This is a genomic window from Gammaproteobacteria bacterium (assembly GCA_029884425.1).
In the GTDB taxonomy this organism is placed as follows: Bacteria; Pseudomonadota; Gammaproteobacteria; order S012-40; family S012-40; genus JAOUHV01.
The window spans coordinates 13,775-36,314 of sequence record JAOUHV010000022.1; the positions used below are offsets into that span (position 1 = coordinate 13,775).

Below are 22,540 nucleotides of genomic sequence, written 5' to 3' on the forward strand. Positions count from 1 at the left end.
TATCAAGGGTTGGGGTCAGGCTGGATTCATTCCAGGGTAACAAATCGCGGCGGTTGGACGATATACCTCGTTAAAGTCCGGGTTTTTGCGGCGGAGAACTGATGCGCTTATTCTGGTTTTTACTCGTGTTCTTGGCGTTGGCTGGCTGTTCTCTCAGCGGTGTGCCCGTGGATGCCAGGTCGGGCAACGCGTTTCTGAGTGGTTTGGTCATGTCCGACGGTGATCTGGATCGGCCTTTTGCGCGCGATGTACGCAGTTACGTCAGTCGGGTGCCTTTTGAAGTCAGCTCAGTCCAGTTTACCCTTGTTCCCGAAGACGATCGTGCCAAAATTTTGTTGGATGGCCAGATCGTGCCCAACAGTCTGGCCAGTGCGCCCGTACCTTTGGCGGTGGGCGACAACATGCTTACTTTCAAAGTGCTGGCCGAAGACGAAGTTACCCAGCTCAGCTACAGCGTGTTCATCCTGCGCGATGCCAGCGAAAATGCATTTTTGAGCAATCTTACGCTCAGCACCGGCCAGACCAACGAGCAATTTCTTCCCACGCTCTATGACTATTCGGCCAATGTTGCAGACACGGTTGAAACCATTCAATTGACGGCAACTGCTCAAGATTCGACGTCGACCATTTCCATTAACGGCAGAACCTTTGCCAGTGGCGAACCTAGTCAGGCGATTCCTTTGTTTTTGGGCAGTAATGTCATCGGGATCAGGGTGACGGCGCAGGACGGGCGTTCCAAGCGGAATTACATTTTAGCTGTCGAGCGAGGCACTGCACCTCAATGGCAGGGGCAGTTATCCAACGTGGCATCGCTGGCGAATTTGAGTTTGTCTACTGGCACCTTGGACCCGTTGTTTAACACCCAGCAGCGTGAATATACCCAAACGGTAGATAACGGTGTTTATCAAGTGCAACTGCTGCCGGTGGCTACGGATTTGCGGTCGAGCATTACTGTTAACGGCGAGGCGGTGACCTCGGGCACGCTCAGTCCGTACATTGGTCTTGGGCTGGGTAAAAATATTATCAACGTGGCGGTTAAATCACAGGATGGTCTGAATCAGAAAACCTATACGATTAACGTGGTGCGCTTGCCTAAGAGTAACGCATCGCTGGCCAGTGTGAGTTTATCCGAGGGCACGTTGCAGCCGTTTAGTGCGGGGGTGTCCGAGTTGACGGCCTCGGTGGGTAACGCAATCTCCAGCATCAGTGTTGCGCCTCAGCCGCAGGACGTGGTGGCTACCATGAAAGTGAACACTCTGCCGGTACTTTACGGTCAGAGTTCGGATCCGCTGCTGCTGGCAGAAGGCGCGAATGTTATTCCCATTCAGGTCACTGCCGAGGATGGCGTGACCCAGCGTGACTATACCCTGACAGTCACTCGCCAGGGATCGGCAACGGTGTCGCTGTCGGGATTGACGGTGTCGTCGGGAGTGCTCAGTCCGGCGTTCTCGTCCGGCACCAAGTTGTACGCAGTGAACGTGGACAATAGTGTCAGCAGCATCACCCTGACACCGGCCCTGACCGATGCCACCAACAGTATGACGATTAACGGCGATGTTGCCAGCGGCGGCGCGGGATATGTACTGCCGCTGACGGTTGGCCAGAATGACGCGTTGATCAAGCTGGTTAGCAGTGATGGCAAGAGCAGTAGTGTCTACAAAGTGGTAATTACCCGTAGCGGTTTGGCAACCTCGGACTTGGCCAGCCTGGCGGTTTTGGCTGGCGGTGTGCAGGCCAAAGCGCTACTGGCCGGTACGCTCGATTACACCGTGAATCTGCTTTCTGATTTCAGTGCTGGAACGACGGTCTACAATTTGCGCGTAGCCAATGACACCGGCTCGATACAGATTGTGCCGGTGGCGCAGACTGCGGGCGCGACGATTACCGTGGATGGCAGCCCGGTGATTTCCGGCCAAAACAGCCAGAGTATCGCGTTGGCGGCGGGGGCGACCAAGGCGATCAATGTGGTGGTGACCTCCAGCGACAGTTTGAGTAACAAAAATTATTTGATTACCGTGTACCGCGAAGGCGCTGGCAACGCGGATCTGGCGTCGTTGACAGTGGCAGGGCTGAACTATTCGCCCAATTTTAATGCGGCGCTGACTGAGTACAGCGTTGATGTGCCCTGGAATACAACTTCCGTAGCGATTACCCCGGTACTGGCGGACACGACGGCATCGGTGAAGATCAAAAATGTCATTACCCCTAGTGGCAGTCCCTACAGCGTGACGGTGCAGTCGGGCAGCAATGTTATTCCCATTGAGGTAACGGCGCAGAATTACAGCACCAAGCGGTTGTATAACCTCACAGTGAACGTCGACAGCGGACAAACGGCCAATTTGTCTCGGTTAAGCCTGTCCAGTGGCGTGCTGTCGCCAGCGTTTAATCCAGCAGTGACTTCATACGATTTGAGGGTATCCAACCAGGTTAGTAGTCTGACATTGGTGCCTGAAGTGAGCATGGTGGGTTCGACCGTGCAGGTGAATGGTGCGGTAGTGAACAGTGGCAGCCCCAGTGCCAGCATCGCTTTGTCGGGTGCGACCAGTGTGATCACGGTCAATGTGACTTCGGCAGATGGTTCGTCGATGACAAGCTATAACATCACGGTAATCCCTACCGACGCTACTTTGGATGGAATTAGCTTGTCCACGGGGACATTATCACCCGGATTTTCTCCCAACACAGTGTCGTATTCTGTAGCGCTGGCCAATACCGTCAGCAGTATTGCGGTGACGCCGATCACCTATGTGGAAGGTGTGGTAACGCAAATTACCGCCAATGGTGCGACAGTGGCTTCCGGCGCGAATATCCCGCTGAATGTGGGCCCCAATAACGTGACCATTCTGGTGACCGCAGCTGATGGTGTGACCCAGCGCTCGTACAGCGTGGTGGTGAACCGTGCAGCCAGCGCCAGTACGTCACTGCAAACCCTGTTGCCGCCCAAAAACACCGGCAGTTTGTTGCCTGCATTTGCTGCGGATGTTTTTTCCTACATGGTGGTGGTGCCCAACAGCGTGATCAGTTTTATGCTGACGCCATATGCCGTAGACACGACCTCGACGATCAAGGTGAATGGTTTGTATGTGGCGTCGGGTACGCCCAGTCCGGCGACGGCACTGAAGGTGGGCGACAATATCTTTACCGTGACGGTGACTGCAGAAAACGGTGCGACCAGTGTCAGTTACACCGTGACGGTGGTGCGCCAGGCCGATTTTGGCAAGGTATATCTGCTCAGTTTGACGCCGTCGGCGGGATCATTGTCGCCGACATTTGACAGTGCGGTTACTTCTTATACCAGTACGGTTTCCAACAGTGTCAGCACATACCGGGTAACGCCAGTGGTCAATAGCACCAGTGCAACGATTACGGTGAATGGCTGGCGTACTGCGTCCGGTTCGTCGAGTGCGGATATTCCGTTGAATGTGGGTGAAAATACCATCAGTACGGTGGTTAGCTTGACCGATGGTTCGTTCAAAACCTACAACATTTTCGTAACTCGCAGCGCGTTGGTGAAGGGCAGTGTCTCGCGTGCATCGGCGGATGCGTCGCTGGTCGCGTTAATGCCGCTGCAGGGCAAGCTCGATAGCGCATTCACCGCCAGCCAAACGGCGTATCACATGACAGTGCCGTATCTGGCCTCGGCAGTGCGCATCAGTGCGACAACCAACGATGCCAAGGCGGCACTGAAAATTAACGGCAATGCAGTGCCCAGTGGGCAGCCCAGCGGGTATCTCGCGTTGCAGGAAGGCAATAATCAGTTGCAACTGGAAGTGACGGCCGCAGATGGCGTGACCCGGCAGTTGTATACCGTGGATGTTGTACGGCAGACACGCACTGATTTTGTTGCCCATCTATCGCATTACCTCAAAGCGTCCAATACCGATGTTGGCGATGAATTTGGTCATGCGCTGGCGATGGATGGCCAAACGCTGGTGATTGGCGCACGCCATGAAGACGGTGATTCACTGGCAGACGGTGTGCCCAGCGGGCATGACAACAATAACGCGGTCAATGCCGGCGGTGTGTACGTGTTTGAGCAGGATGCGTTGGCGCGCTGGACTCAAGTGGTTTACCTAAAGCCGACAGATATTGGTGCAGAGGATTTATTTGGTTCGGCAGTCGCGATTGATCGTGGCGTGTTGGCGATAGGCGCAGCGGGAGCGGACGCGGTGTATGTGTATCGTCGTGTTGCGTCGCAGTGGCAGCAGGAATTTAAACTCACAGGCGTGACGAACAGCGGCTTTGGTGGTGCACTGGATGTGCGCGATAACACGCTGATGGTTGGCAGTGCCGCCAAGCAGGCAGGCGCGGTGGATATTTTTGTTCGCGATGCGCAGGGCCGCTGGCAGTCTCAGGCGCATTTGACTGCCGCCAATGCCGTTGCTGGCGCGCAGTTTGGTGCAGCCGTGGTGCTGGGCGAGGACATCGCCGTGGTGGGGGCGCCACTGGATGACGGTAAGGCCGGCATCGACAGCGGTGCGGTATATCTGTTTGCTCGCAGCAGTGGCGTGTGGAGCCAGCAGAGCGTATTGGCCGGACCACGTGCCGGTGATCAATTCGGTGGCAGTGTGGCGCTGGATGCGGATAGTTTGGTAATCGGTGCGGTCGGTGAAGATAGCTCTGTGGCGGATTCTGGCGCGGTCTATGTGATGCAGCGCGTCAACGGCGCATGGCGGGAGCAGGCCAAGCTGAAAGCCGGTAAGCCAGTCAGCCAGGAAAAATTTGGTACGGCCGTCGCTATCCAGGGTGATACCGTGGTGATCGGCGCCAGTGGTGCGGGCAGCGGCGCAGGGGCGGGCTATGTGTTTATGCGTCGCGATGGCTTGTGGCAGCAGCAACTTCAGCTAAAGGCGACCAATGCGGGCGCTGGGGATGGTTTGGGCCACAGCCTGGCGCTGGATAATGGCCAGTTGCTGCTGGGCACACCGCTGGAAGACGGGGATGCGGTCGGCATAGACGGCGCGGACAGCAACCTGCTCAAGGACAGTGGTGCGGTGTACATCTACCGCTAGGTTCGTTTGGCGTGACGCTCAAAAGCAAACAGCCCCGCGATGCGGGGCTGTTTGTATGTAACGAAAACGGTGGACGGGATTAATCTTCGGCAGCGATTTCGGTGTCGGGATCCCAGCCGGATTGCTTGGCTTTCTCAAACGCATCGGCGTGGATGCGAGTGTGACGCTCGAGCAATTCAGGCGGTAAACTGGAAACCAGGAAACCGTACTTTTCCCATTCGGCGTTGACTTTGCCCCACAGGTCTTCAATACCCTGGATCAGCCAGCCTTCGCAGGTCGTGCCTTCTGGAATCAAACCGAATACCCATGCATCACGGATGATGCGGCCAGTGGCAGTCATGCCCTGGTTGGTATCTTTGTCCAGCCCTATATACTTACGTTGTTCAGATGATCTTCTCATAGCGCGGATTATTACCTGTGTTGGCCGTCGGGTCAATCACAGAAACACTTCTGACTACGCTGGGTTTTGGCGGATAATGCGCTCAGGTGATGGAGGTCGCATGAATAATTTTAGACTGAGTGCAATATTTGCGCTGGCATTGATCAGCAGCGACGCATCGGCGGTATTGGCGTTTTCTCCGGGTGTGCAGGTGAACAGCATTGACGGCAACCCCACGCCAATGCTGGGGGGAAATGCGCATTGGCTGTTGAACCAGGAAGCACGGATCGGGGTGGAAGGTTGGGTGTCGCGACAGGAAGTCAGCCCTCTGTACGGTCGGTTTGCGCAGTTGGGCGGAAGTTTTATGCGTGTGTACGACGCCCAGAGTGAGGTTGGAATTTATAACGAATTATTTGTCGGTGCCGGGCAGATGCTGCGCAAGGCCAACGCATTGTCCCAGTATCCGGCAGTGCGTGATCGGTTTGTGTTGCTGGAGCCGGGCCTGGGGTTGAACGTACCACTGAGCAAGCATTTGGCGCTGCAGGCGGGCTTGCGGTATCGCTGGGTGACCAAGGTGGATATATTGGGCACCAGTGAAAATGATCTTTATGGGGTGTCGCTGAATGCCAGGATACAGTGGCTGCTGGGCGGAGGGAGTGATCCCCGAATCGAACCGGCGGCCATGCCAGGTTCTTTGACGCCAGAACTGGATTGGCCGCCGCTGGAGTAGAATTAATCCGGGACGCCGTCGAAAAAATCGACAATCCCGGTTTCCAGTGAATATTCGGCACCAACGATGAGCAAGTTATCGTTGAGTACGGCCCGCTCCAGGATCGTTGAGCCGGTTTTCAGGTGCTGAACCGAGGCGCGAACATTGGCGCGTACCGCCTGATCCTGTAAGGTCGCGATATCCATGTGCGCTGCGCCGCACATCAGCCCCTGCACCGCTGGCTTGACGCGATCCACAATCGACTTGATATTCACCGAGTCGTTATTGGCGCCATGCAGCAGTTCATCAATCGTGGAGTTAATGGCGCCGCAGTTGGAGTGGCCCAGCACCACCACCAGCTTGGTTTTGAACCGTGAAATGGCGAACTCGACGCTGCCGACCTGCGATGGCGCGACGATGTTGCCGGCAACACGGATAACGAACAAATCTCCCAAACCCTGATCGAAAACGATTTCCGCAGGAACGCGTGAGTCCGAACAGCCGACGATAACCGCGAAAGGCTCCTGGCCGTCGATTAATTCTGCACGCTTGCTCGAGGCCAGCGGTTGTTTGTTGCGTAAATTGGCAGCAAAGCGCAGATTGCCTTCAATGAGTTGTTGCAGCGCTAGTTTTGCTTCAGAAATATTTGACATGTTGTCTCGTTCATTGCATTTGAGCCAGGTCTGCAGCGAGTGTTTGTTATATCTGTAGACCGATGGCGTTGGCCTTAAACACTAGAGGCGCGTAGCGAGCCACACCTTGACGCGTTGTCTGTGAACAGGACGCGAAAAACGGCTAATTATCGTTGATTATGCGCATAGAGTCATCAACGATTTGATTTCCCTTCTGCAGCATGAAATCCAAAAAGGTCTGGGCAGCCAGTGGCAGACGCTTGCCTTTGAGGTGTACTGCATACCAGCGGCGCTTGATCGGAAAATGCTCAACATTGAGCACCACCAGCTTGTTGGCGTTGATTTCCAGTGTCAGTGAATGCAGCGACAGCACGGCCACGCCCAGGCCGGCCATAACCGCCTGCTTGATGGCTTCGCTGTTGCCCAATTCCATATAGGGTTCGATCACCATGCCCTGTTCATTGAACACCCGGTCGGTCGCCTTGCGGGTACCTGAACCCAGTTCGCGTTCAATAAAACGCTCTTTGGCCAGTTGCTCCAGCGAGATTTTTTTCTTTTTCGCCAGCGGGTGACCAGGGTGGGCGACTACCACCAGAATGTTTTCCATGAACGGAAATGCTTCCACATCCTTGTCTTCGGGGACCTGTCCCATCACCACAAAGTCATCCTGATTGTCCTGCAGGCGCTGCAGAACGATTTCCCGGTTGGTGAAGGTCAGTTTGGGGTCGACCTCGGGATATTGCTGTAAAAAAGCGCCCAGCATGTGCGGCATGAAATACAGCGTGGTACTGACCACCGATAGCAGCATCGGTCCTTTTACCGAGCCCTCCAGGTCCTGCACGCTGAGTTTTAGCTGACTGACTCGGTTGAGAATATCCAGGCTGGCGGAATAAAGCTCCTCGCCGGCACGGGTCAAAAAGATCTTGCGGCCTACATGATCAAACAAGGGAAGTCCGACTTGTTCCTCCAGGCGTTTGATCTGGATCGACACGGCGGGCTGGGTCAAAAACAGCTCTTCGGCGGCGCGGGTAAAGCTGCGGTGGCGTGACACCGCCTCGAACAGGCGCAACTGCTGTAGCGTCAGATGCATGGATGATCCTCTATGTATAACCTTATGTTAATAACAAATATTAATATTATTAAGTTTTGTTAATCAACATTTGTTTGTAGGATTGCTCTCGTTCCACGGGGAATCGCCGTGAAGCAGAAGCTGAGCGTTTTACATAGGTATAAGCTTCTGTAAATGTAAAGAATAAGAATTATTAAGTTTTGTATATGTCTCGTTTTGCATATAGTGCACTTAGATTTTCGCACTAAGCAATAACAAAAAGGTTTTAAGAGGCTACAACCATTTCGGGGGTAGTCAATTGAAAAAGCAAACTAGAGAGGATGCTTACCATGGCAGAAAAGAAATACAGCGCGGGTGTAAAAGAATACCGCGAAACTTACTGGTTGCCAAATTACACTCCTGCTGAGAGTGATTTGCTGGCATGTTTCAAAGTTATTCCACAAGCTGGCGTTCCACGCGAAGAAGCTGCTGCTGCGGTTGCTGCTGAATCTTCAACTGGCACCTGGACTACCGTATGGACTGACCTGCTGACCGACCTGGATCACTACAAAGGTAAGGCCTACGCGATCGAAGACGTACCTGGCAACGACGACGCGTTCTACGCGTTCATTGCTTACCCAATCGATCTGTTCGAAGAAGGTTCTGTTGTAAACGTATTTACCTCTCTGGTAGGTAACGTGTTTGGTTTCAAAGCTGTACGCTCTCTGCGTCTGGAAGACGTTCGCTTCCCGCTGGCGTACGTAATGACTTGTAACGGTCCACCCCACGGTATCCAGGTTGAACGCGACAAGATGAACAAGTACGGCCGTCCAATGTTGGGCTGTACCATCAAGCCAAAACTGGGTCTGTCTGCGAAGAACTACGGCCGTGCAGTATATGAGTGTCTGCGTGGTGGTCTGGACTTCACTAAGGACGACGAAAACGTTAACTCTCAGCCTTTCATGCGCTGGCGCGATCGCTTCCAGTTCGTACAGGAAGCAACTCTGAAAGCTGAACAGGAGACTGGTGAGCGTAAAGGTCACTACCTGAACGTAACTGCTCCAACTCCTGATGAAATGTTCAAGCGCGCAGAATACGCAAAAGAAATCGGCGCTCCGATCATCATGCACGACTACCTGACTGGCGGCTTCTGTGCCAACACTGGTCTGGCTCAGTGGTGTCGTGACAACGGCATGTTGCTGCACATCCACCGTGCAATGCACGCCGTATTGGATCGTAACCCCAACCACGGTATCCACTTCCGCGTGTTGACCAAGGCTCTGCGTCTGTCCGGTGGTGACCACCTGCACTCAGGTACTGTTGTAGGTAAGCTGGAAGGTGATCGTGAAGCCACTCTGGGCTGGATCGACATCATGCGCGATTCTTACATCAAAGAAGATCGTTCACGCGGCATCATGTTCGACCAGGACTGGGGCGCAATGCCTGGCGTAATGCCAGTAGCTTCTGGTGGTATCCACGTATGGCACATGCCTGCGCTGGTTAACATCTTCGGCGACGACTCTGTGCTGCAGTTCGGTGGCGGTACTCTGGGTCACCCATGGGGTAACGCTGCGGGCGCTGCTGCCAACCGTGTTGCTCTGGAAGCGTGTGTTGAAGCTCGTAACCAAGGCCGTCAGTTGGAAAAAGAAGGTAAAGACATTCTTACCACTGCAGCTAAGTCTAGCCCAGAACTGAAGATTGCTCTGGAAACTTGGAAAGAGATCAAGTTCGAATTCGACACAGTTGACAAACTGGACGTAGCGCACAAGTAAAACTTGTTGCACAGGTTCTGCGTAGCGTTGGTGGGGCTTCGGGGTCCTCTGAACCCCCACCTTTTTTAAACGCGTCGAATCCAACTTACTTTGAGGATTAAACAATGAGTGAAATGCAAGATTACAAATCAAGCTTGAGCGACGTATCAAGCCGTAAGTTTGAAACTTTCTCTTACCTGCCAGCCATGTCTGACAAGCAGATCAGAGAACAGGTTCAGTACATCGTATCTCGTGGCTGGAACCCAGCTATCGAGCACACCGAGCCTCAGAATGCTACCGGTTCTTACTGGTACATGTGGAAACTGCCTATGTTCGGTGAAACCGACGTAGACCGTATCCTGAACGAAGCTGCAGCAGCTCACAAGGCGCACCCAAAGAACCACGTGCGTCTGGTAGGTTACGATAACTTCGCACAGTCTCAAGGTGCGTCCATGGTTATCTACCGCGGTACTCCAGCCTAATTTTTTAGGTTAGCTGTATCTTGTGGCCCGGCGTTGCCGGGCCACTTCTCCTTCACCAAACATTTTTTAAATAATTTCCTGCCGAGATTATTCAGAAAATGTCTGGGTCACACATCGAGGATCTGATTATGAGCCAAGTTGCCAAGTTGAATACCGAACACGCAATCTCCCAATACCTGGTAAAAACCGAGCCTTACTACCGTCCTGTTGCTGACGAAGTAGAAACCTACGAAGCAGCCTATGCAGCGCGTCTGCCGATGATGCTTAAAGGTCCAACCGGTTGTGGTAAATCCCGCTTTGTTGAATACATGGCGTGGAAACTGGGCAAACCTCTGATTACGGTTGCCTGTAACGAAGACATGACTGCATCGGATCTGGTGGGTCGTTTTCTGTTGGACAAAGACGGCACCAAATGGCAGGACGGTCCACTGACTCTGGCTGCACGTATTGGCGCGATTTGTTACCTGGACGAAGTGGTTGAAGCGCGTCAAGACACCACGGTTGTGATTCACCCTGTGACTGACCACCGTCGTGAGCTGCCGCTGGACAAAAAAGGCGAGCTGGTGAAATGTCATCCTGATTTCCAGTTGGTGATTTCTTACAACCCCGGTTATCAGTCCTTGATGAAAGATTTGAAACAGTCCACCAAGCAGCGTTTTGGTGCACTGGACTTTGATTATCCTTCTGCGGAAGTCGAAGTTGAAATTATTGCCAAAGAAGGCGGTGTGGACAAAGCCACTGCCGAGAAGCTGGTGCAGATCGGCGCGCGTGGTCGAAACCTGAAAGGCCACGGTCTGGACGAAGGTATTTCTACTCGTCTGCTGGTTTACGCAGCGCAGCTGATCAACAAAGGTGTTGCGCCTGTCGTGGCTTGTCGTGTGGCGCTGGTGCGTCCGCTGACGGATGATCCAGACATGCGCGAAACCCTGGATGCTGCTGTTAGCACATTCTTCGAATAAGTGCATTGGTGCGTGCGTTTATGCCCTTCGGGTACACCCTACGTCACCATACTGGATGTAGGGTGCGCCGTGCGCACCACAAGACACAACGCGTTGGATAATACTTATCCCGCAGGTGACTTAAGCGACATCCAGGCATAGTTTGCCACCAGGAAGTAAAATTGCGACTGGTGTATTGCGCCTGGATTCTAGGAGAGAATCATGAGCGTAAATCTCGACGATTATCGTGAAGCGCTGGAAAAAGCAGCGCCACAGCTAAAAGACACTCTCGATGCCACGTTTCATGAGGCCGCGCGCAATATGTCTGCGCAGGCGCTGCATGATTACATGGAAGGTGCGCGAGGTCTGGCCAATCTTGGACGTGGCCCCAATCTGGTTACCTCTTTCCTGGAAGAAATGCCCGCCGTTGCCAAAGAATGTGGTGACGACATTATTCGTGACTGTATCAGCGCGGCGATGAAGCTGTCGTCGATGACTTCTGGCGAAGTCATTGCGTTGATGTTTGCCAGCTTGCCCAATGTGTCGCGCCGTCTGGGTGATCCAGAAATGGTACGCGCCTATCTGCAATTAATTCATCAGTTGTCTGCCAAGGCATCACGCGGTCTGCGGCCGATGTTGGGCGTGATGGATGAACTGCTGTCCAAGTTGACACTGAGCGGTTTGAAGCGCTGGGCCTTGTATGGTGCGCAGGCGTATGCCAAAGACCTTCCCGGTCAGGCCAGATTTTTCGCGCTGGAAACTGAAGATTCCAAAGCGATGCTGCAGCAACAGCGTCGAGGCTCGCTGTTTATCGATAATCAGCGCAAGATGAATTTCTATTTGCGCGCCTTGTGGGGCCGTGACTTTTTCCTGCGTCCTACGGCGGCAGATCACGATGGCTTTAAACCCTATATTCAAGCACGCATCATGCACTTGCCCGATGCGGTCGACCCCATCGGTGATGTGAGTGGTCAGGATCTGTATCGCGCCATGGTGGTTCACCAGGCCGCGCATTTGATGTATACCCGTGAGCCAATTTCTGCCGAGCAGCTCAGTCCCGCACAGATATTTTTTATCGGATTCATGGAAGATGCGCGCATTGAATATTGCGCAATGCAAAACTTCCCCGGTCTGAAAAAACTGTGGGGTTCTTTGCACCGCATTGAGCGCAAAGACAAACCGTTGCATCCGACGGTGTTGGTGTTGGAGCGTGTGGCGTTGTCACTGCTTGATGCAGAAGAAAAAGTGGGTGACGCGGAAATTGACGCCCTGGTGGAAAAATTCCGCACCAACGTTGAATCCAACAAGGACAATCCGCAGTTCTCCTGGCACATGGGTCTGGAGCTGTTTAATTTGCTGACAGCGCGCAAAGATGTGCCCAGTCTGCGTATTCTCGAATCATTGCGCATTCCTTATCGCGATGACAATCGTCTGATCTGGGATTTTGACGAATTTGCTTGGGCCGACAGCGAGGAATACATGGCGGCCAGCCAGCGTCAGGTGCGCAAATATGTCAGCGCCGTGGAAATGGCCAACGAAGTGGATTGCGAACTGGCCGGCGATGATGCGCAGGAAGTGTGGATTTGCGCTACCGAGTTTATGCCTTACGAGGATGATCTGGAAACCACGGTCAGCTTTAATCAGATGTGGGGCAAGGAGCCGGTGTCTGATCCCTTCCACTATCAGGAGTGGGATTATCAAGTGCAGTTGCATCGCCCTGATTGGGCGACGGTGTTCGAACGTCGTCAGCCCAAGGCTGATCCGCAGATCATTGACAATATTCTGATCGAGCACAAGCCGGTTACTCATCGCATCAAGAAAATTATCGACATGTTGCAGCCCGAGGGCGTGCAGCGTGTACGTAATCTGGAAGATGGCGATGAGATTGATATCAACGCTGCTATTGATGCGATGATTTCGATTCGTATGGGAGAACAGCCTAATCCGCGCATCACCATGCGTAACGTGATCAAGAATCGCGATTTGTCAGTAGTGGTGTTGCTGGATTTGTCGGAATCCACCAACGAAAAAATGAATGGCTCGGAAAAAACCGTGCTGGAGCTGACGCGCGAAGCGGCTTCACTGGTGGCTACCGCGATCAATGGCGTGGGCGATCCGTTTGCGATTCACGGTTTTGCTTCGGACGGTCGGCATGATGTGCAGTACTACCGCTTTAAGGATTTTGCCGAGAAGTGGGGCGATGATGTGAAGTCGCGCCTGGCCGGTATGAAAGGCGGATACTCCACGCGTATGGGCGCGGCATTGCGCCATGCTGGTCGTCATTTGCTTGAACAGCGCGAGCGCAAAAAATTAATTCTGGTGGTGACCGACGGTGAACCTGCAGACATTGACGAACGCGATCCGCAGCATTTGCGCATGGATACCAAGAAAGCAGTGGAAGAATTATCCACCAAGGGTGTGATGACCTACTGTCTGACCCTGGATCCTGATGCGGATGCCTATGTGAAGCGGATTTTTGGAGCCAACAGTTACACCGTCATTGATCACGTTGATCGTTTGCCGGAAAAACTGCCGTCGTTGTTTGCCAGTTTGACGCGTTAATGCTGATGCCGGCAGTGGTTTAACCTTGTCGGCATGGTTTGCGGATATCGATGTTTCGTTGGCATTTTTTGGCTGGCAAATCCGTTTCGGAGGCCGATATAGTCGATAGCGTTAACGGATTATTGCGAGGAAGCGGTGAGCCGAGTAGCGGACGTTCCCTATTACACGCAACGCGATGACGAGATCGATGCCAAACTTTACAATCTGTGGCGTCGTGCCAAATTGCATTTTCCTACACCGATTCGCGTACCGTTAGCGGATTACCCGCACATGACCATGGTGCTGGAAGAGCACGAATGGGTGTGTGTGGATGATGCCAACAATGATATGCCCATTCTTGCCTGGGTGGAGTTTGAAGACAAAGGTCGCGATGCACTCCACCAACCGGTGAAGTGCAAACTTAATTATTATCACTTCGCTGCGACAAAAGTGCGTGCCCATTCGCTGGAACTAATGCAGCAAGTATTGGAGCAGCGACTGAAAGACGAACCACCCCACCTGTGAAGTTGTTATTCTTTCACTGCCTTGGCCACGGTGTAGTTGGTGCCTTGTTTTAGCTTGTCGTAATTGCCAAAAAATTCTTTGAAGTTGCGTTTGATGTAGTCACGCAGGCCGTTGATGGTGACCACATAAATTTGTCCACCGGGACGCAGGTGACGATGCGCATCGCTGAGAATGATATGCATCATTTCCTTGCCCACTTTGGCGGGAACATTGGAGATGACAACATCGAATTGGCGATTGCCGATGTGTTCAAAGCCGTTGCTGAGCATGGCTTCGCAATTGTTTAACTGATTCAGCGCAATATTTTTCTTGGCATATTCCACGGCGACAAAATCCTTGTCGACCATCAGTGTTCTACCTTCGGGGGCCAGTTTGGCCAGGGTGATGCCGATGGGGCCATAACCACAACCCAAATCAAAAATGTCGGCGGCGTCGTTGATCTCAACGTATTTGAGCAGTAGGCGGGTGCCTTCGTCGATTTCGCGCGGCGAAAAAATGCCCCAGGTGGAATGGAAAGTCAGCGGTTGCTCGCACAGGGTTTCCTGGATGACCAGATCCTTGCGCAGCTGCTTGAGGTAGTCGTCGTTGTCCATCATTTGGCGTTGCTCAAAAAGCTGGCATTGTAAGTGTCTGGCGGCAGAATGTCGATTTCATCACGATTGCTGGGCTATAGTTAGAAAATAAGTGAACGCTAATAATCTATGCTATAGTCAAATTTCACACTGATTCTGAGCAACGGAGGTTGGCATGTACGGTTTTAGTACTCGGGTTTCTTGCGATTTTGATGCGGCTATTGTCCTGGTAACCGAAGAGTTAAAAAAAGAGGGCTTTGGCGTATTGGTGGATATCGATGTGGCGGCGACGCTCAAGGCCAAAATCAACGTGGACAAGCGTCCGTATCGCATTCTGGGTGCGTGTAATCCGCCGCTGGCGAATCAGGCGATTGATGCCGATCCGGACATTGGTTTGTTGTTGCCCTGTAACGTGCTGGTGCGTCAGGACGAAGATGGTGGCGTGACCGTGGCGTTCATGGATCCAGAAGCGGTACTGGCACTGGTGAAAAAACCGGGCGTGGTCGCACTGGCCAAGCAGGTAAAAGAGAAATTATTGAGGGTGCGCGACGCGCTGAAATAGTTGGTTGTGACCCGATAGAAAAAAGGCGGCCTAGGCCGCCTTTTTTTGTCTGTACAGCATCAGCGTACCGAGCAGTGTTAGCAGCAGGCTTAGGGCGAGCAGTGGATATTCGATGGCGTATACCAGTGGGGTCAGCAACCCGCGAACAATCGTGCGCAGATATTCACGGTCGCGGATGAAGTCGGCCAGCGGTGGTGAGTAGTGGTAGTACTGCTCCACAAACCAGCGTCCCGGCGCATTGGTGAGCAACCACTGATCTCGGAAATCGCGCAGTACTTTGACGTGTGGTTCAAAGTAGGAGCCGTAAGCGGCGGTGGCGATAAAGCAATAACCTTCCCAGGGAGCGCGTTTGACTTGCTGCAACACCGCCGCGTTGTTATTTAGCAGGTCATTGGGCAGCACCGGGTCAACCACCAGTTCCAGTCGGCCGGTGGCGGGGTTGGTTTCTTTGGGGCGAATGGCGCTGTCAGGCTCTTCGGTGGAGAATGCGTAGGCGTGGGTGATAACCTGGCGATCCGCGAGTAGGTCGCGGGGGATGGCCTCGATATGAATGTTGGCAGTTTCATTGAGTGCGAGCTGTCTGATCGTGCAGCTCACGTCGATTAGCGAGGTTTTGCAGCTGCCTTTGTCAGTGGTGGCCTTTTTATAGGTCATGCCGCCGGGTCGCTGGCGCGCATCGCGGTATTTGTCATTGTGGAAGTAGGCGCTGGTGAGTTTGACATTGATGCAGGTGGCGACATCGTTGCTGGTGTCGCCGGTGTTGTCAGGGTCTCCCTGGTTGGTGACAGTGACGCGCATGTCATTTTCGGTGCCGACGATGAGGCTGTCGGTGTTATTGGCCAGACTGATTTTCAAATCGACTTTTTTGTCAAAGCTGTTCAGCACGTAGTACTTGTTGGTTTGGCCGCCGGTACCGCCATTGACCAGCACGTAGGTGGTGCGAAATACTTTATCGTCGACCGCTGTGCTGCGGCTTTCCAGTTTGAGGGCTTCAACCAGAATATTGCCGCCACTGAGCGGGGGTGAAACCAGCTGGTTAAGATCAAATTGATCACAGTCGTCGGAGTAATAGCTGGCCCGCATGGCCGGGGTGGAGCTGCTGTCGGTGGACAGTGAACCAATCAGTACATCGTTGTAGCGATACAGGAATTTTCCTGCCTGGCCGCCTAGTGGTGGCAGATTGCCTTCGCCTTTGTTGATACTGTTGATCAGACCGTAGGTTTGCACCAGCTCATGACGAATGGTTTTGATGACATAGCCATTTTTGTCCTTTACGGATTCCAATGAGGGTTCTGCGCGATACCAGAGTATTGGCACGGGATTGTCGTTGTTATCCGGATACCAGCCGGTGACGGTCAAGTGGTTGGTGCTGGTGAGGGTGACGGGTGTGCTCTGGAATTTTTCTTTGACATCGGTGTACTGGTATAGCTTTTCACCTGCTTCATTCTTTACGGTGACAATATTACTGCGCTTGTGTAGTTCCACCGGATTGGCTAATTTGTTTGCGGTGACGTAGGGCCAGATTACCGGGTACTCCTCGCCGTTGGGATCGTTGTTGCGGCGCAAATAGCCGACGACGTGAATGTCTTCGGGATCAATGGCGGCTGTGCGACCAGGGCGATATTCAAACTGGCCATAATCGTTGGCATATGCACCTAGATCGGTGGCGCTGAAGGTGGCGTTGCCGTTGTTGTCTACGCCCCGGGTCCAGATGACGGGGCGGGAGATACGGACACCAAATTCGGTGCGGTAGGAGTTGCCAATGATGAGTTCGCCGACTCCTATGCCCAGCGCTTCAGACTCGGTGTCGCAGGCGATGCGCCACGGATCGCCTTCTTTCCAATTGGGAGTTTGGCTGCAATAGGATGCTGGAAGGTTATTGGCCGAGATGTAGCAATAGGGCGGCTGGAGAGCATTTTCGGCCGATGGCTTGCACTGCGGAATGTTTTTTTCGTAGGGCGGCAGGTAGCTGTAGAGATTCTGCCCTGACTTGCGGTTGAGGTGTACGCCACGGTGCTGACCGGTAATCAGCTGGCTGGTACCGACCATGGCCTCGTCCTGGCCATCGGCGCTGGAACTGTTGCTGATGTCGATAAGACTGATGCTGGAGTAGGGGTCCAAAGGGGTTGTGCTGGCCGGTGGCACCAATAGGCTGGCGAGGTACTGGCCAGTGTTACTGTCCGGTTCCAGTAGCACAGGGTCGCCGGTCGTCAGGTATTTGCCGACGACTTTGCCTTTGTTATTGATGTTAAAAGGCAGAATAGTTGGGTCGATTTCTTTGACCTGGAAACGCTCCATCGCCAGCACAGCCGTGCCCGTTCCGGTGAGTAGAACCACCAGTAGCAGGTTTGACAGCGATGTGCAGCACAAAGGCTTTTCTTTAAACATCAACTATGTATCGTCCCAAAACTGTAGCGATTGTACCGTTTCATGCGGACTTGTGGGAGTTTTGTGATTGGTTTGAAAGATTTATTTGCCCGGCGTGACTAACTAGAGCGGATTGTCGACCAGCCAGCTGCGGACTGATTTGACAAGTTCTTGATATTCCTGAGGGAAGCCTGCTCTCGCTGCGTTGACTTGTTGTTGCCGATAGCGTGGATTGCCGGTTTTGTTTTGCGCCAGCTGGCGAACCTTGGCGGTGTGAGGGGAACCGACCTGCTGGTTGGCGCGACCGGCGATCTGGCTGGCGCGCAGCCGCTCCGGGGCGCTGTCGATGACGTCTGTGCGGTCATATTGGGCAAACACGTCCAGGATGGGGAGGGTAATTCCTTGCAGTTGTTCGGTGCTGTCCAGCCAGTTGCCGCTGGCCTCCCGTCCGGGCAGACTGATTAGTACCAATCCCTTGATTAGTTCTGCATTGGGTTTGGACTGTTCCGCATGCTGTCGAAGGTAATGGATGGCCGAAGCGCCGCTGTAACCGTGGGCGATGACAACGACACGAGTGGCCGGATTTTGTTCGGCAATCCACTGTAAGGCCTGATCCAGGCGGGGGGCGGACGCCTCGTACAGGCCAAGTCGTTGGTCTGGGCGGGTTTGGTCAATCAGTGGCATTTGCACGCTCAGGCTTGTCCAGCCGTAGTCGGGCAACTGCGTGCGCAGTGCCTGAATGACTTGCCGTTGATCCGGGTGTTCTTCGGGTGAAGGCAGAATCAGCGCGACTCCCTTGGGGGAGGTGACTGGACTGGGGACGATTAGTGATAATGTCGGCGGAGTGGTGTTCAGCCAATGGATTTGGCGCTGCGGTAACAGCTTGATCAGCTGATCGGCATAGGTCTTTTCTCGCCAGTAATTACTCTCAGCCAGCACGGGTTGGGTGGCAATGCATAGCACAAGTCCCAGACCGAACATGAGCCGGGGGGGGAGTTGTATCCACGAGAACAGATGATTTTGCTGCATTTTGGGGGCTGAAACTTCTGTTGTTTTCAGGTAAAGTGCGCGCTCTAAAAGTGTGTTGATCACCACAACTGGATTTTCAAGAGGCCAAAGTCATGCCAGATTTCAAAATTGCGCCGTCGATACTGTCGGCTGATTTCGCCCGCCTGGGTGAAGAGGTTGTTAACGTGCTGGATTCTGGTGCGGATATTGTTCACTTCGACGTGATGGACAACCACTACGTGCCTAATCTGACCATCGGTCCGCTGGTGTGTGAAGCGCTGCGCAAGCATGGCGTAAAAGCAGAAATCGATGTGCATTTGATGGTTAAGCCGGTTGATCGCATCATTCCTGATTTTGCCAAGGCCGGTGCCAGCTACATTACGTTTCACCCCGAAGCGTCTGAACATGTTGACCGTACCCTGCAGCTGATCAAGAGCGAAGGTTGCAAGTCTGGTCTGGTGTTTAATCCAGCGACGCCGCTGGACGTACTTAAGTACGTGATCGATAAGGTAGACATGGTGCTGCTGATGTCGGTGAACCCAGGTTTTGGTGGTCAGAGCTTTATTCCAGCGACACTGGGCAAACTGCGTGAAGCGCGCAAAATCATTGATGCGTCCGGTCGCAACATCCGTCTGGAAATTGATGGCGGCGTGAAAGTCGACAACATCCGCGAAATTGCCGAAGCGGGCGCGGATACGTTTGTGGCGGGTTCTGCGGTGTTTGGTGCCGGCAAGGCAACTGACTCTCATCGCTACAACAGCGTTATCGCCGCGATGCGCGCCGAGTTGGCCAAGGCCAAAATCGGTTGATTGTTTTGCGGAGCGGATTAGCGCGATTATCCGCTCTGTGCCTGTCCGTCAGCCTGCTTGGGCTGGCGGGCTGCGCAACTTTTTCGTCCTCATCTTCTGCCATTTACTGGCCAGCCCCTCCGCAGACGCCTCGCTTTGTGTATGAAGCGACGTTGCAAACAGCAGATTTTTTTCAGGCCAGCCAGCGTAGTGCGCTAGAGGCAAAACTCAATGATGTATTGCTGTCGCAGCCACTGTTGAACAAGCCGTTCGATGTGGCAGCCAACAATGGCGTTATTGCGATTACCGATACCCAAAGCGCGCAGGTGCATGTCTACGACATGCCGCGAAAGCGGGTGTTTAGTTTTGGCTGGCGCGGCGACGGGCAACTGCAAAAACCGCTAGGTGTGGCGATGGATGCGACGAATCAAATTTATGTCGCCGACAGTGATCGCGGCATGGTTTCGGTATACACCCGTTTTGGCCATTTTCTGCGTGATGTGGGTGCGCCGACGATGTTCGATCGCCTGAGTGATGTGGCGGTTAGCAAGGATGGTTCGCGCATTTACGCATTGGACCGTGGTGGGGTGGAATCCCAGCGACACCAGGTGACGATATTTGACGCCGATGGTCGGATGTTGGCGACGTTTGGTGGTCGCGGTCAGGCGGATGGGCGGTTTAACCATCCGTCACAGTTAGCGTTGATGAGTAACGGCGACGTGCTGGTGATGGATGCGGGAAATTTTCGCGTGCAGCGATTCTCTGCATCAGGTGAATTTAAATATGTCTGGGGTAAACCGGGCGCGGCCATCGGGCAGTTGGCCCGGCCACGTGGATTGGCGGTGGATTCTTATGATCACGTGTATGTGAGTGATGCAGCGTTTCAAAATGTTCAGGTTTTTACTGCCGCAGGACAATTGCTGTTAACCATTGATGCCAAACATCAATACGGCCCAGGCCATTATGTGCTGCCGGCCGGAATGAATGTGGACGAAACGAATCGCTTGTATGTGGTTGATCAGTTTTTGGGCAAGGTCGAAGTGTTGCGTTTGCTCGACGATGATGAACGAAAACGGTTGGCGAACTAAACCTCGGATTACGCTTGCGAAAATTCGGGCCGTCGTCTACAGTAAAGCGTCTATTTTTAAGCGGTATTCATTTGCCGGGGCAGTACGGCTAGAGGATCGCTTCTGCATTACTGCGACAAGCCATACCAATAATAAATGTTGAGGCGGAACAGTACAGTCCAAAGGGCTGGGATTGCCGAGGGGGAGAGATGAGAGTAAACCGCAGCCTGGTGGCTGGATGGTCAGTGTTGGCGCTCACCGGAGCGATTGTTGCGTCGGTACCATCCTGGGCAGGTATTGCCGAATCTGTTCATAATCTGGGTACAACGGGAACGGGCCCCAGTTCGAACGGCGGTGCTCGTAATCAATTCTCCGGTACTGCGGAAATTTGTGTTTTTTGTCACACCCCTCACGGCGGTGATTCCAGTGTTTCCGTGCCTCTTTGGAATCGCAAAATTAATTCAAGCTCTGCATACACCACGTATGACCAGCTGGGCACCAGTACCTTTGACGCGCAAGTGGCACCAGTCGGCTCAGTATCTATTGGCTGTCTTTCCTGTCACGACGGTTCGATTGCGTTGGACGCATTGCTGAATGAGCCAGGCTCCGGGGCGGTTAATCCTGGATTTAGTGCGGGCAACTGGTCCGGGGCGGATATTGTGAACAGTGGTGAATTGAAGCCTGGGATTGTGCAGAACCTGGGGATTGATCTGACCAATGACCATCCCATTGGTATGCAGTATGCCGGTGGAGGTATCAGTGCCTCTGCACCGCAGTTGCCACAAGGCGATACCACTGACCCTGATTTTGCACCAGTGCTGTATAAAGTCCGCGACGGTCGATTCCTGTGGTGGGTCGACAAAGATTGGCGTACCGGCGGTGATGCGCAGCGTACCAAAACCGACGTGGTCCTTTATACCCGCGATGCCAGTAATGGCTACGCGGGGCAATCGCAACAAGAGCCTTTCGTGGAGTGTGCGAGTTGCCATGATCCGCATACCACCGAAAATCCTACGTTTCTACGAATCAGCAATACAGACACGCCCAGCGGTCTGTGTCTGACCTGTCACGTGAAATAGTTTGGGTGAGCTGATTTTGTTGGCAGCACGAAAATACAAACGCAAATATTTAGCGTGTACCACTTGGGCGCTGCTGTGTTTTAGCGCAGTGTCGCAAGCAGTGCCTGCGGCTGAGAAACTGACGACCGCAGCCAAAAAAGTGGAATATTTTGCGGTCGTAGGCGATCAGACGATTTTGATGAGTGAATTTGAATCCGCTTATCAGGCAGGTTTGCGCAAACGGTTTTATCATGGCAAGGTGCCGCAGGAGCAGTTGCAGGCATTTCGCAAAGAGGTATCGCAGACGCTGATTGATCGTGCGTTGCTGGTGCAGGAGGCCAAGCGAGTTGGTGTGCGTCCTGATGCGGCGGCGGTGAAAGCTCAGTTGGCGCAGTATGAGGCCAGGTACAGTCAGCAGCAGCACTGGCGACAAAACAAAGATGTCATTTTGCCAGGTTTGACGGCAGCACTGGAAGAAGAGAGTTTGTTGCAGCGCTTCGAGGAAAGAGTGCGCAAAGTTGCGTTACCGAATGATGTCGCTGTACGTGAGTATTACAAAAAACACCCAGAATTGTTCACTACGCCTGAGCAAATTCGGTTGTCGCTGATTTTGCTTAAGGTTGATCCGGCATCAACCTCTGATGTTTGGCAGGCGGCGCGTGAAGAAGCAGGGATTTTGCTGAAGCGCCTGCGTGGTGGGGCGGATTTTGCGGCCATGGCGAGAATTCATTCTGCAGACGCATCGGCATCCGCAGGTGGCGACATGGGCTATTTGCATAAAGGCATGTTGGCCGGACCTGCTCAACAGGTGATTGATCAATTGCAAATAGGCGCAGTCTCTGAGCCAGTCAGTTTGTTAACCGGTATTGCCCTGTTTCGTCTGGAAGAGCGACGCCAGGCAAAGCTGAACAAGTTTGATGATGTGGCAGAACGGGCGCGACAATTATTGGTGCGCGAGCTGAGTGATCATGCCTGGCAACAAGCGGTAAAACGCTTGCGTGATACGACAAAAGTTACCATCAATAGCGCTGCGTTGTAGCACTGGGGATAATCTGCGTTGGTCATTTGGGGAGATGACCAGCTGCTGAATAAAACAAAAAA

Annotated in this window: 18 protein-coding genes; 12 read left to right on the forward strand and 6 right to left on the reverse strand. The window is 53.4% G+C overall.

Going from position 1 to position 22,540, the window contains the following annotated elements; genetic code table 11:
• The first annotated feature begins 101 nt into the window (after nucleotides 1-101).
• Nucleotides 102-5,012 (forward strand): cadherin-like beta sandwich domain-containing protein, encoded by a 4,911-nt coding sequence (locus tag OEW58_07675; protein ID MDH5301222.1) that lies wholly within the window; start codon nucleotides 102-104, stop codon nucleotides 5,010-5,012.
• Between the two features lie 79 nt (nucleotides 5,013-5,091).
• On the opposite strand, the gene OEW58_07680 is transcribed toward OEW58_07675, so the two are convergent.
• Nucleotides 5,092-5,412: a hypothetical protein gene (locus OEW58_07680; protein ID MDH5301223.1), complete on the reverse strand. Its 321-nt coding sequence runs from the start codon at nucleotides 5,410-5,412 to the stop codon at nucleotides 5,092-5,094.
• Between the two features lie 100 nt (nucleotides 5,413-5,512).
• On the opposite strand from OEW58_07680, the gene OEW58_07685 reads away from it, so the two are divergent.
• Nucleotides 5,513-6,121, forward strand: coding sequence for a hypothetical protein (locus OEW58_07685; GenBank protein ID MDH5301224.1), 609 nt, complete (start codon nucleotides 5,513-5,515; stop codon nucleotides 6,119-6,121).
• A 2-nt stretch (nucleotides 6,122-6,123) separates the two neighbouring features.
• Here OEW58_07685 and OEW58_07690 read toward each other — a convergent pair whose 3' ends face one another.
• Nucleotides 6,124-6,753: a carbonic anhydrase gene (locus OEW58_07690; GenBank protein ID MDH5301225.1), complete on the reverse strand. Its 630-nt coding sequence runs from the start codon at nucleotides 6,751-6,753 to the stop codon at nucleotides 6,124-6,126.
• Between the two features lie 142 nt (nucleotides 6,754-6,895).
• Nucleotides 6,896-7,822: a LysR family transcriptional regulator gene (locus OEW58_07695; GenBank protein MDH5301226.1), complete on the reverse strand. Its 927-nt coding sequence runs from the start codon at nucleotides 7,820-7,822 to the stop codon at nucleotides 6,896-6,898.
• 308 nt (nucleotides 7,823-8,130) lie between these two features.
• On the opposite strand from OEW58_07695, the gene OEW58_07700 reads away from it, so the two are divergent.
• The 5 genes from OEW58_07700 (at nucleotide 8,131) to OEW58_07720 (ending at nucleotide 14,017) form a co-directional block, all read left to right on the forward strand.
• A complete protein-coding gene (locus OEW58_07700) occupies nucleotides 8,131-9,552 on the forward strand; it encodes a form I ribulose bisphosphate carboxylase large subunit (protein MDH5301227.1) in 1,422 nt (473 codons plus the stop codon).
• Nucleotides 9,553-9,656: 104 nt separating this feature from the next.
• The gene (locus tag OEW58_07705; GenBank protein MDH5301228.1) at nucleotides 9,657-10,013 is read left to right on the forward strand and encodes a ribulose bisphosphate carboxylase small subunit; all 357 of its coding nucleotides are present in this window, start codon (nucleotides 9,657-9,659) and stop codon (nucleotides 10,011-10,013) included.
• Between the two features lie 128 nt (nucleotides 10,014-10,141).
• Complete coding sequence (locus OEW58_07710) at nucleotides 10,142-10,972, forward strand: CbbQ/NirQ/NorQ/GpvN family protein (protein MDH5301229.1); 831 nt, start codon at nucleotides 10,142-10,144, stop codon at nucleotides 10,970-10,972.
• A 201-nt stretch (nucleotides 10,973-11,173) separates the two neighbouring features.
• Entirely contained in the window at nucleotides 11,174-13,513 is a 2,340-nt protein-coding gene (locus tag OEW58_07715; protein MDH5301230.1) for a VWA domain-containing protein, read from the forward strand.
• 135 nt (nucleotides 13,514-13,648) lie between these two features.
• Entirely contained in the window at nucleotides 13,649-14,017 is a 369-nt protein-coding gene (locus tag OEW58_07720) for a hypothetical protein (protein ID MDH5301231.1), read from the forward strand.
• A 5-nt stretch (nucleotides 14,018-14,022) separates the two neighbouring features.
• Here the strand turns inward: OEW58_07720 and OEW58_07725 are convergent, their stop codons facing one another.
• The gene (locus OEW58_07725) at nucleotides 14,023-14,610 is read right to left on the reverse strand and encodes a methyltransferase (protein ID MDH5301232.1); all 588 of its coding nucleotides are present in this window, start codon (nucleotides 14,608-14,610) and stop codon (nucleotides 14,023-14,025) included.
• Nucleotides 14,611-14,764: 154 nt separating this feature from the next.
• Between OEW58_07725 and OEW58_07730 the strand changes: the two genes are divergently transcribed.
• Nucleotides 14,765-15,151 (forward strand): DUF302 domain-containing protein, encoded by a 387-nt coding sequence (locus OEW58_07730; protein MDH5301233.1) that lies wholly within the window; start codon nucleotides 14,765-14,767, stop codon nucleotides 15,149-15,151.
• Nucleotides 15,152-15,181: 30 nt separating this feature from the next.
• On the opposite strand, the gene OEW58_07735 is transcribed toward OEW58_07730, so the two are convergent.
• Nucleotides 15,182-17,539 (reverse strand): hypothetical protein, encoded by a 2,358-nt coding sequence (locus OEW58_07735; protein MDH5301234.1) that lies wholly within the window; start codon nucleotides 17,537-17,539, stop codon nucleotides 15,182-15,184.
• Between the two features lie 102 nt (nucleotides 17,540-17,641).
• The gene (locus OEW58_07740) at nucleotides 17,642-18,547 is read right to left on the reverse strand and encodes an alpha/beta hydrolase family protein (protein ID MDH5301235.1); all 906 of its coding nucleotides are present in this window, start codon (nucleotides 18,545-18,547) and stop codon (nucleotides 17,642-17,644) included.
• 92 nt (nucleotides 18,548-18,639) lie between these two features.
• Here OEW58_07740 and rpe point away from each other — a divergent pair, with 92 nt between their 5' ends.
• From rpe to OEW58_07760, 4 genes are all read left to right on the forward strand, one after another.
• Nucleotides 18,640-19,335, forward strand: a complete 696-nt coding sequence (gene rpe / locus OEW58_07745; GenBank protein MDH5301236.1) for a ribulose-phosphate 3-epimerase — start codon at nucleotides 18,640-18,642, stop codon at nucleotides 19,333-19,335.
• Between the two features lie 152 nt (nucleotides 19,336-19,487).
• Nucleotides 19,488-20,402, forward strand: a complete 915-nt coding sequence (locus OEW58_07750; protein MDH5301237.1) for a hypothetical protein — start codon at nucleotides 19,488-19,490, stop codon at nucleotides 20,400-20,402.
• Between the two features lie 188 nt (nucleotides 20,403-20,590).
• Nucleotides 20,591-21,460 carry a cytochrome c3 family protein gene (locus OEW58_07755; GenBank protein ID MDH5301238.1) on the forward strand — a complete coding sequence of 290 codons (870 nt, stop codon included), beginning with the start codon at nucleotides 20,591-20,593 and terminating at the stop codon, nucleotides 21,458-21,460.
• Between the two features lies 1 nt (nucleotide 21,461).
• Entirely contained in the window at nucleotides 21,462-22,478 is a 1,017-nt protein-coding gene (locus OEW58_07760; GenBank protein MDH5301239.1) for a peptidylprolyl isomerase, read from the forward strand.
• Nucleotides 22,479-22,540: the final 62 nt, after the last annotated feature.

Coding starts and splice junctions, on each gene's coding strand:
- OEW58_07755 (MDH5301238.1), top strand. CDS start 20,591: ATGAGAGTAAACCGCAGCCTGGTGGCTGGATGGTCAGTGTTGGCGCTC.
- OEW58_07705 (MDH5301228.1), top strand. CDS start 9,657: ATGAGTGAAATGCAAGATTACAAATCAAGCTTGAGCGACGTATCAAGC.
- OEW58_07695 (MDH5301226.1), bottom strand. CDS start 7,822: ATGCATCTGACGCTACAGCAGTTGCGCCTGTTCGAGGCGGTGTCACGC.
- OEW58_07685 (MDH5301224.1), top strand. CDS start 5,513: ATGAATAATTTTAGACTGAGTGCAATATTTGCGCTGGCATTGATCAGC.
- OEW58_07740 (MDH5301235.1), bottom strand. CDS start 18,547: ATGCAGCAAAATCATCTGTTCTCGTGGATACAACTCCCCCCCCGGCTC.
- OEW58_07710 (MDH5301229.1), top strand. CDS start 10,142: ATGAGCCAAGTTGCCAAGTTGAATACCGAACACGCAATCTCCCAATAC.
- OEW58_07690 (MDH5301225.1), bottom strand. CDS start 6,753: ATGTCAAATATTTCTGAAGCAAAACTAGCGCTGCAACAACTCATTGAA.
- OEW58_07700 (MDH5301227.1), top strand. CDS start 8,131: ATGGCAGAAAAGAAATACAGCGCGGGTGTAAAAGAATACCGCGAAACT.
- OEW58_07675 (MDH5301222.1), top strand. CDS start 102: ATGCGCTTATTCTGGTTTTTACTCGTGTTCTTGGCGTTGGCTGGCTGT.
- OEW58_07680 (MDH5301223.1), bottom strand. CDS start 5,412: ATGAGAAGATCATCTGAACAACGTAAGTATATAGGGCTGGACAAAGAT.
- OEW58_07735 (MDH5301234.1), bottom strand. CDS start 17,539: ATGTTTAAAGAAAAGCCTTTGTGCTGCACATCGCTGTCAAACCTGCTA.
- OEW58_07715 (MDH5301230.1), top strand. CDS start 11,174: ATGAGCGTAAATCTCGACGATTATCGTGAAGCGCTGGAAAAAGCAGCG.
- rpe (MDH5301236.1), top strand. CDS start 18,640: ATGCCAGATTTCAAAATTGCGCCGTCGATACTGTCGGCTGATTTCGCC.
- OEW58_07725 (MDH5301232.1), bottom strand. CDS start 14,610: ATGGACAACGACGACTACCTCAAGCAGCTGCGCAAGGATCTGGTCATC.
- OEW58_07730 (MDH5301233.1), top strand. CDS start 14,765: ATGTACGGTTTTAGTACTCGGGTTTCTTGCGATTTTGATGCGGCTATT.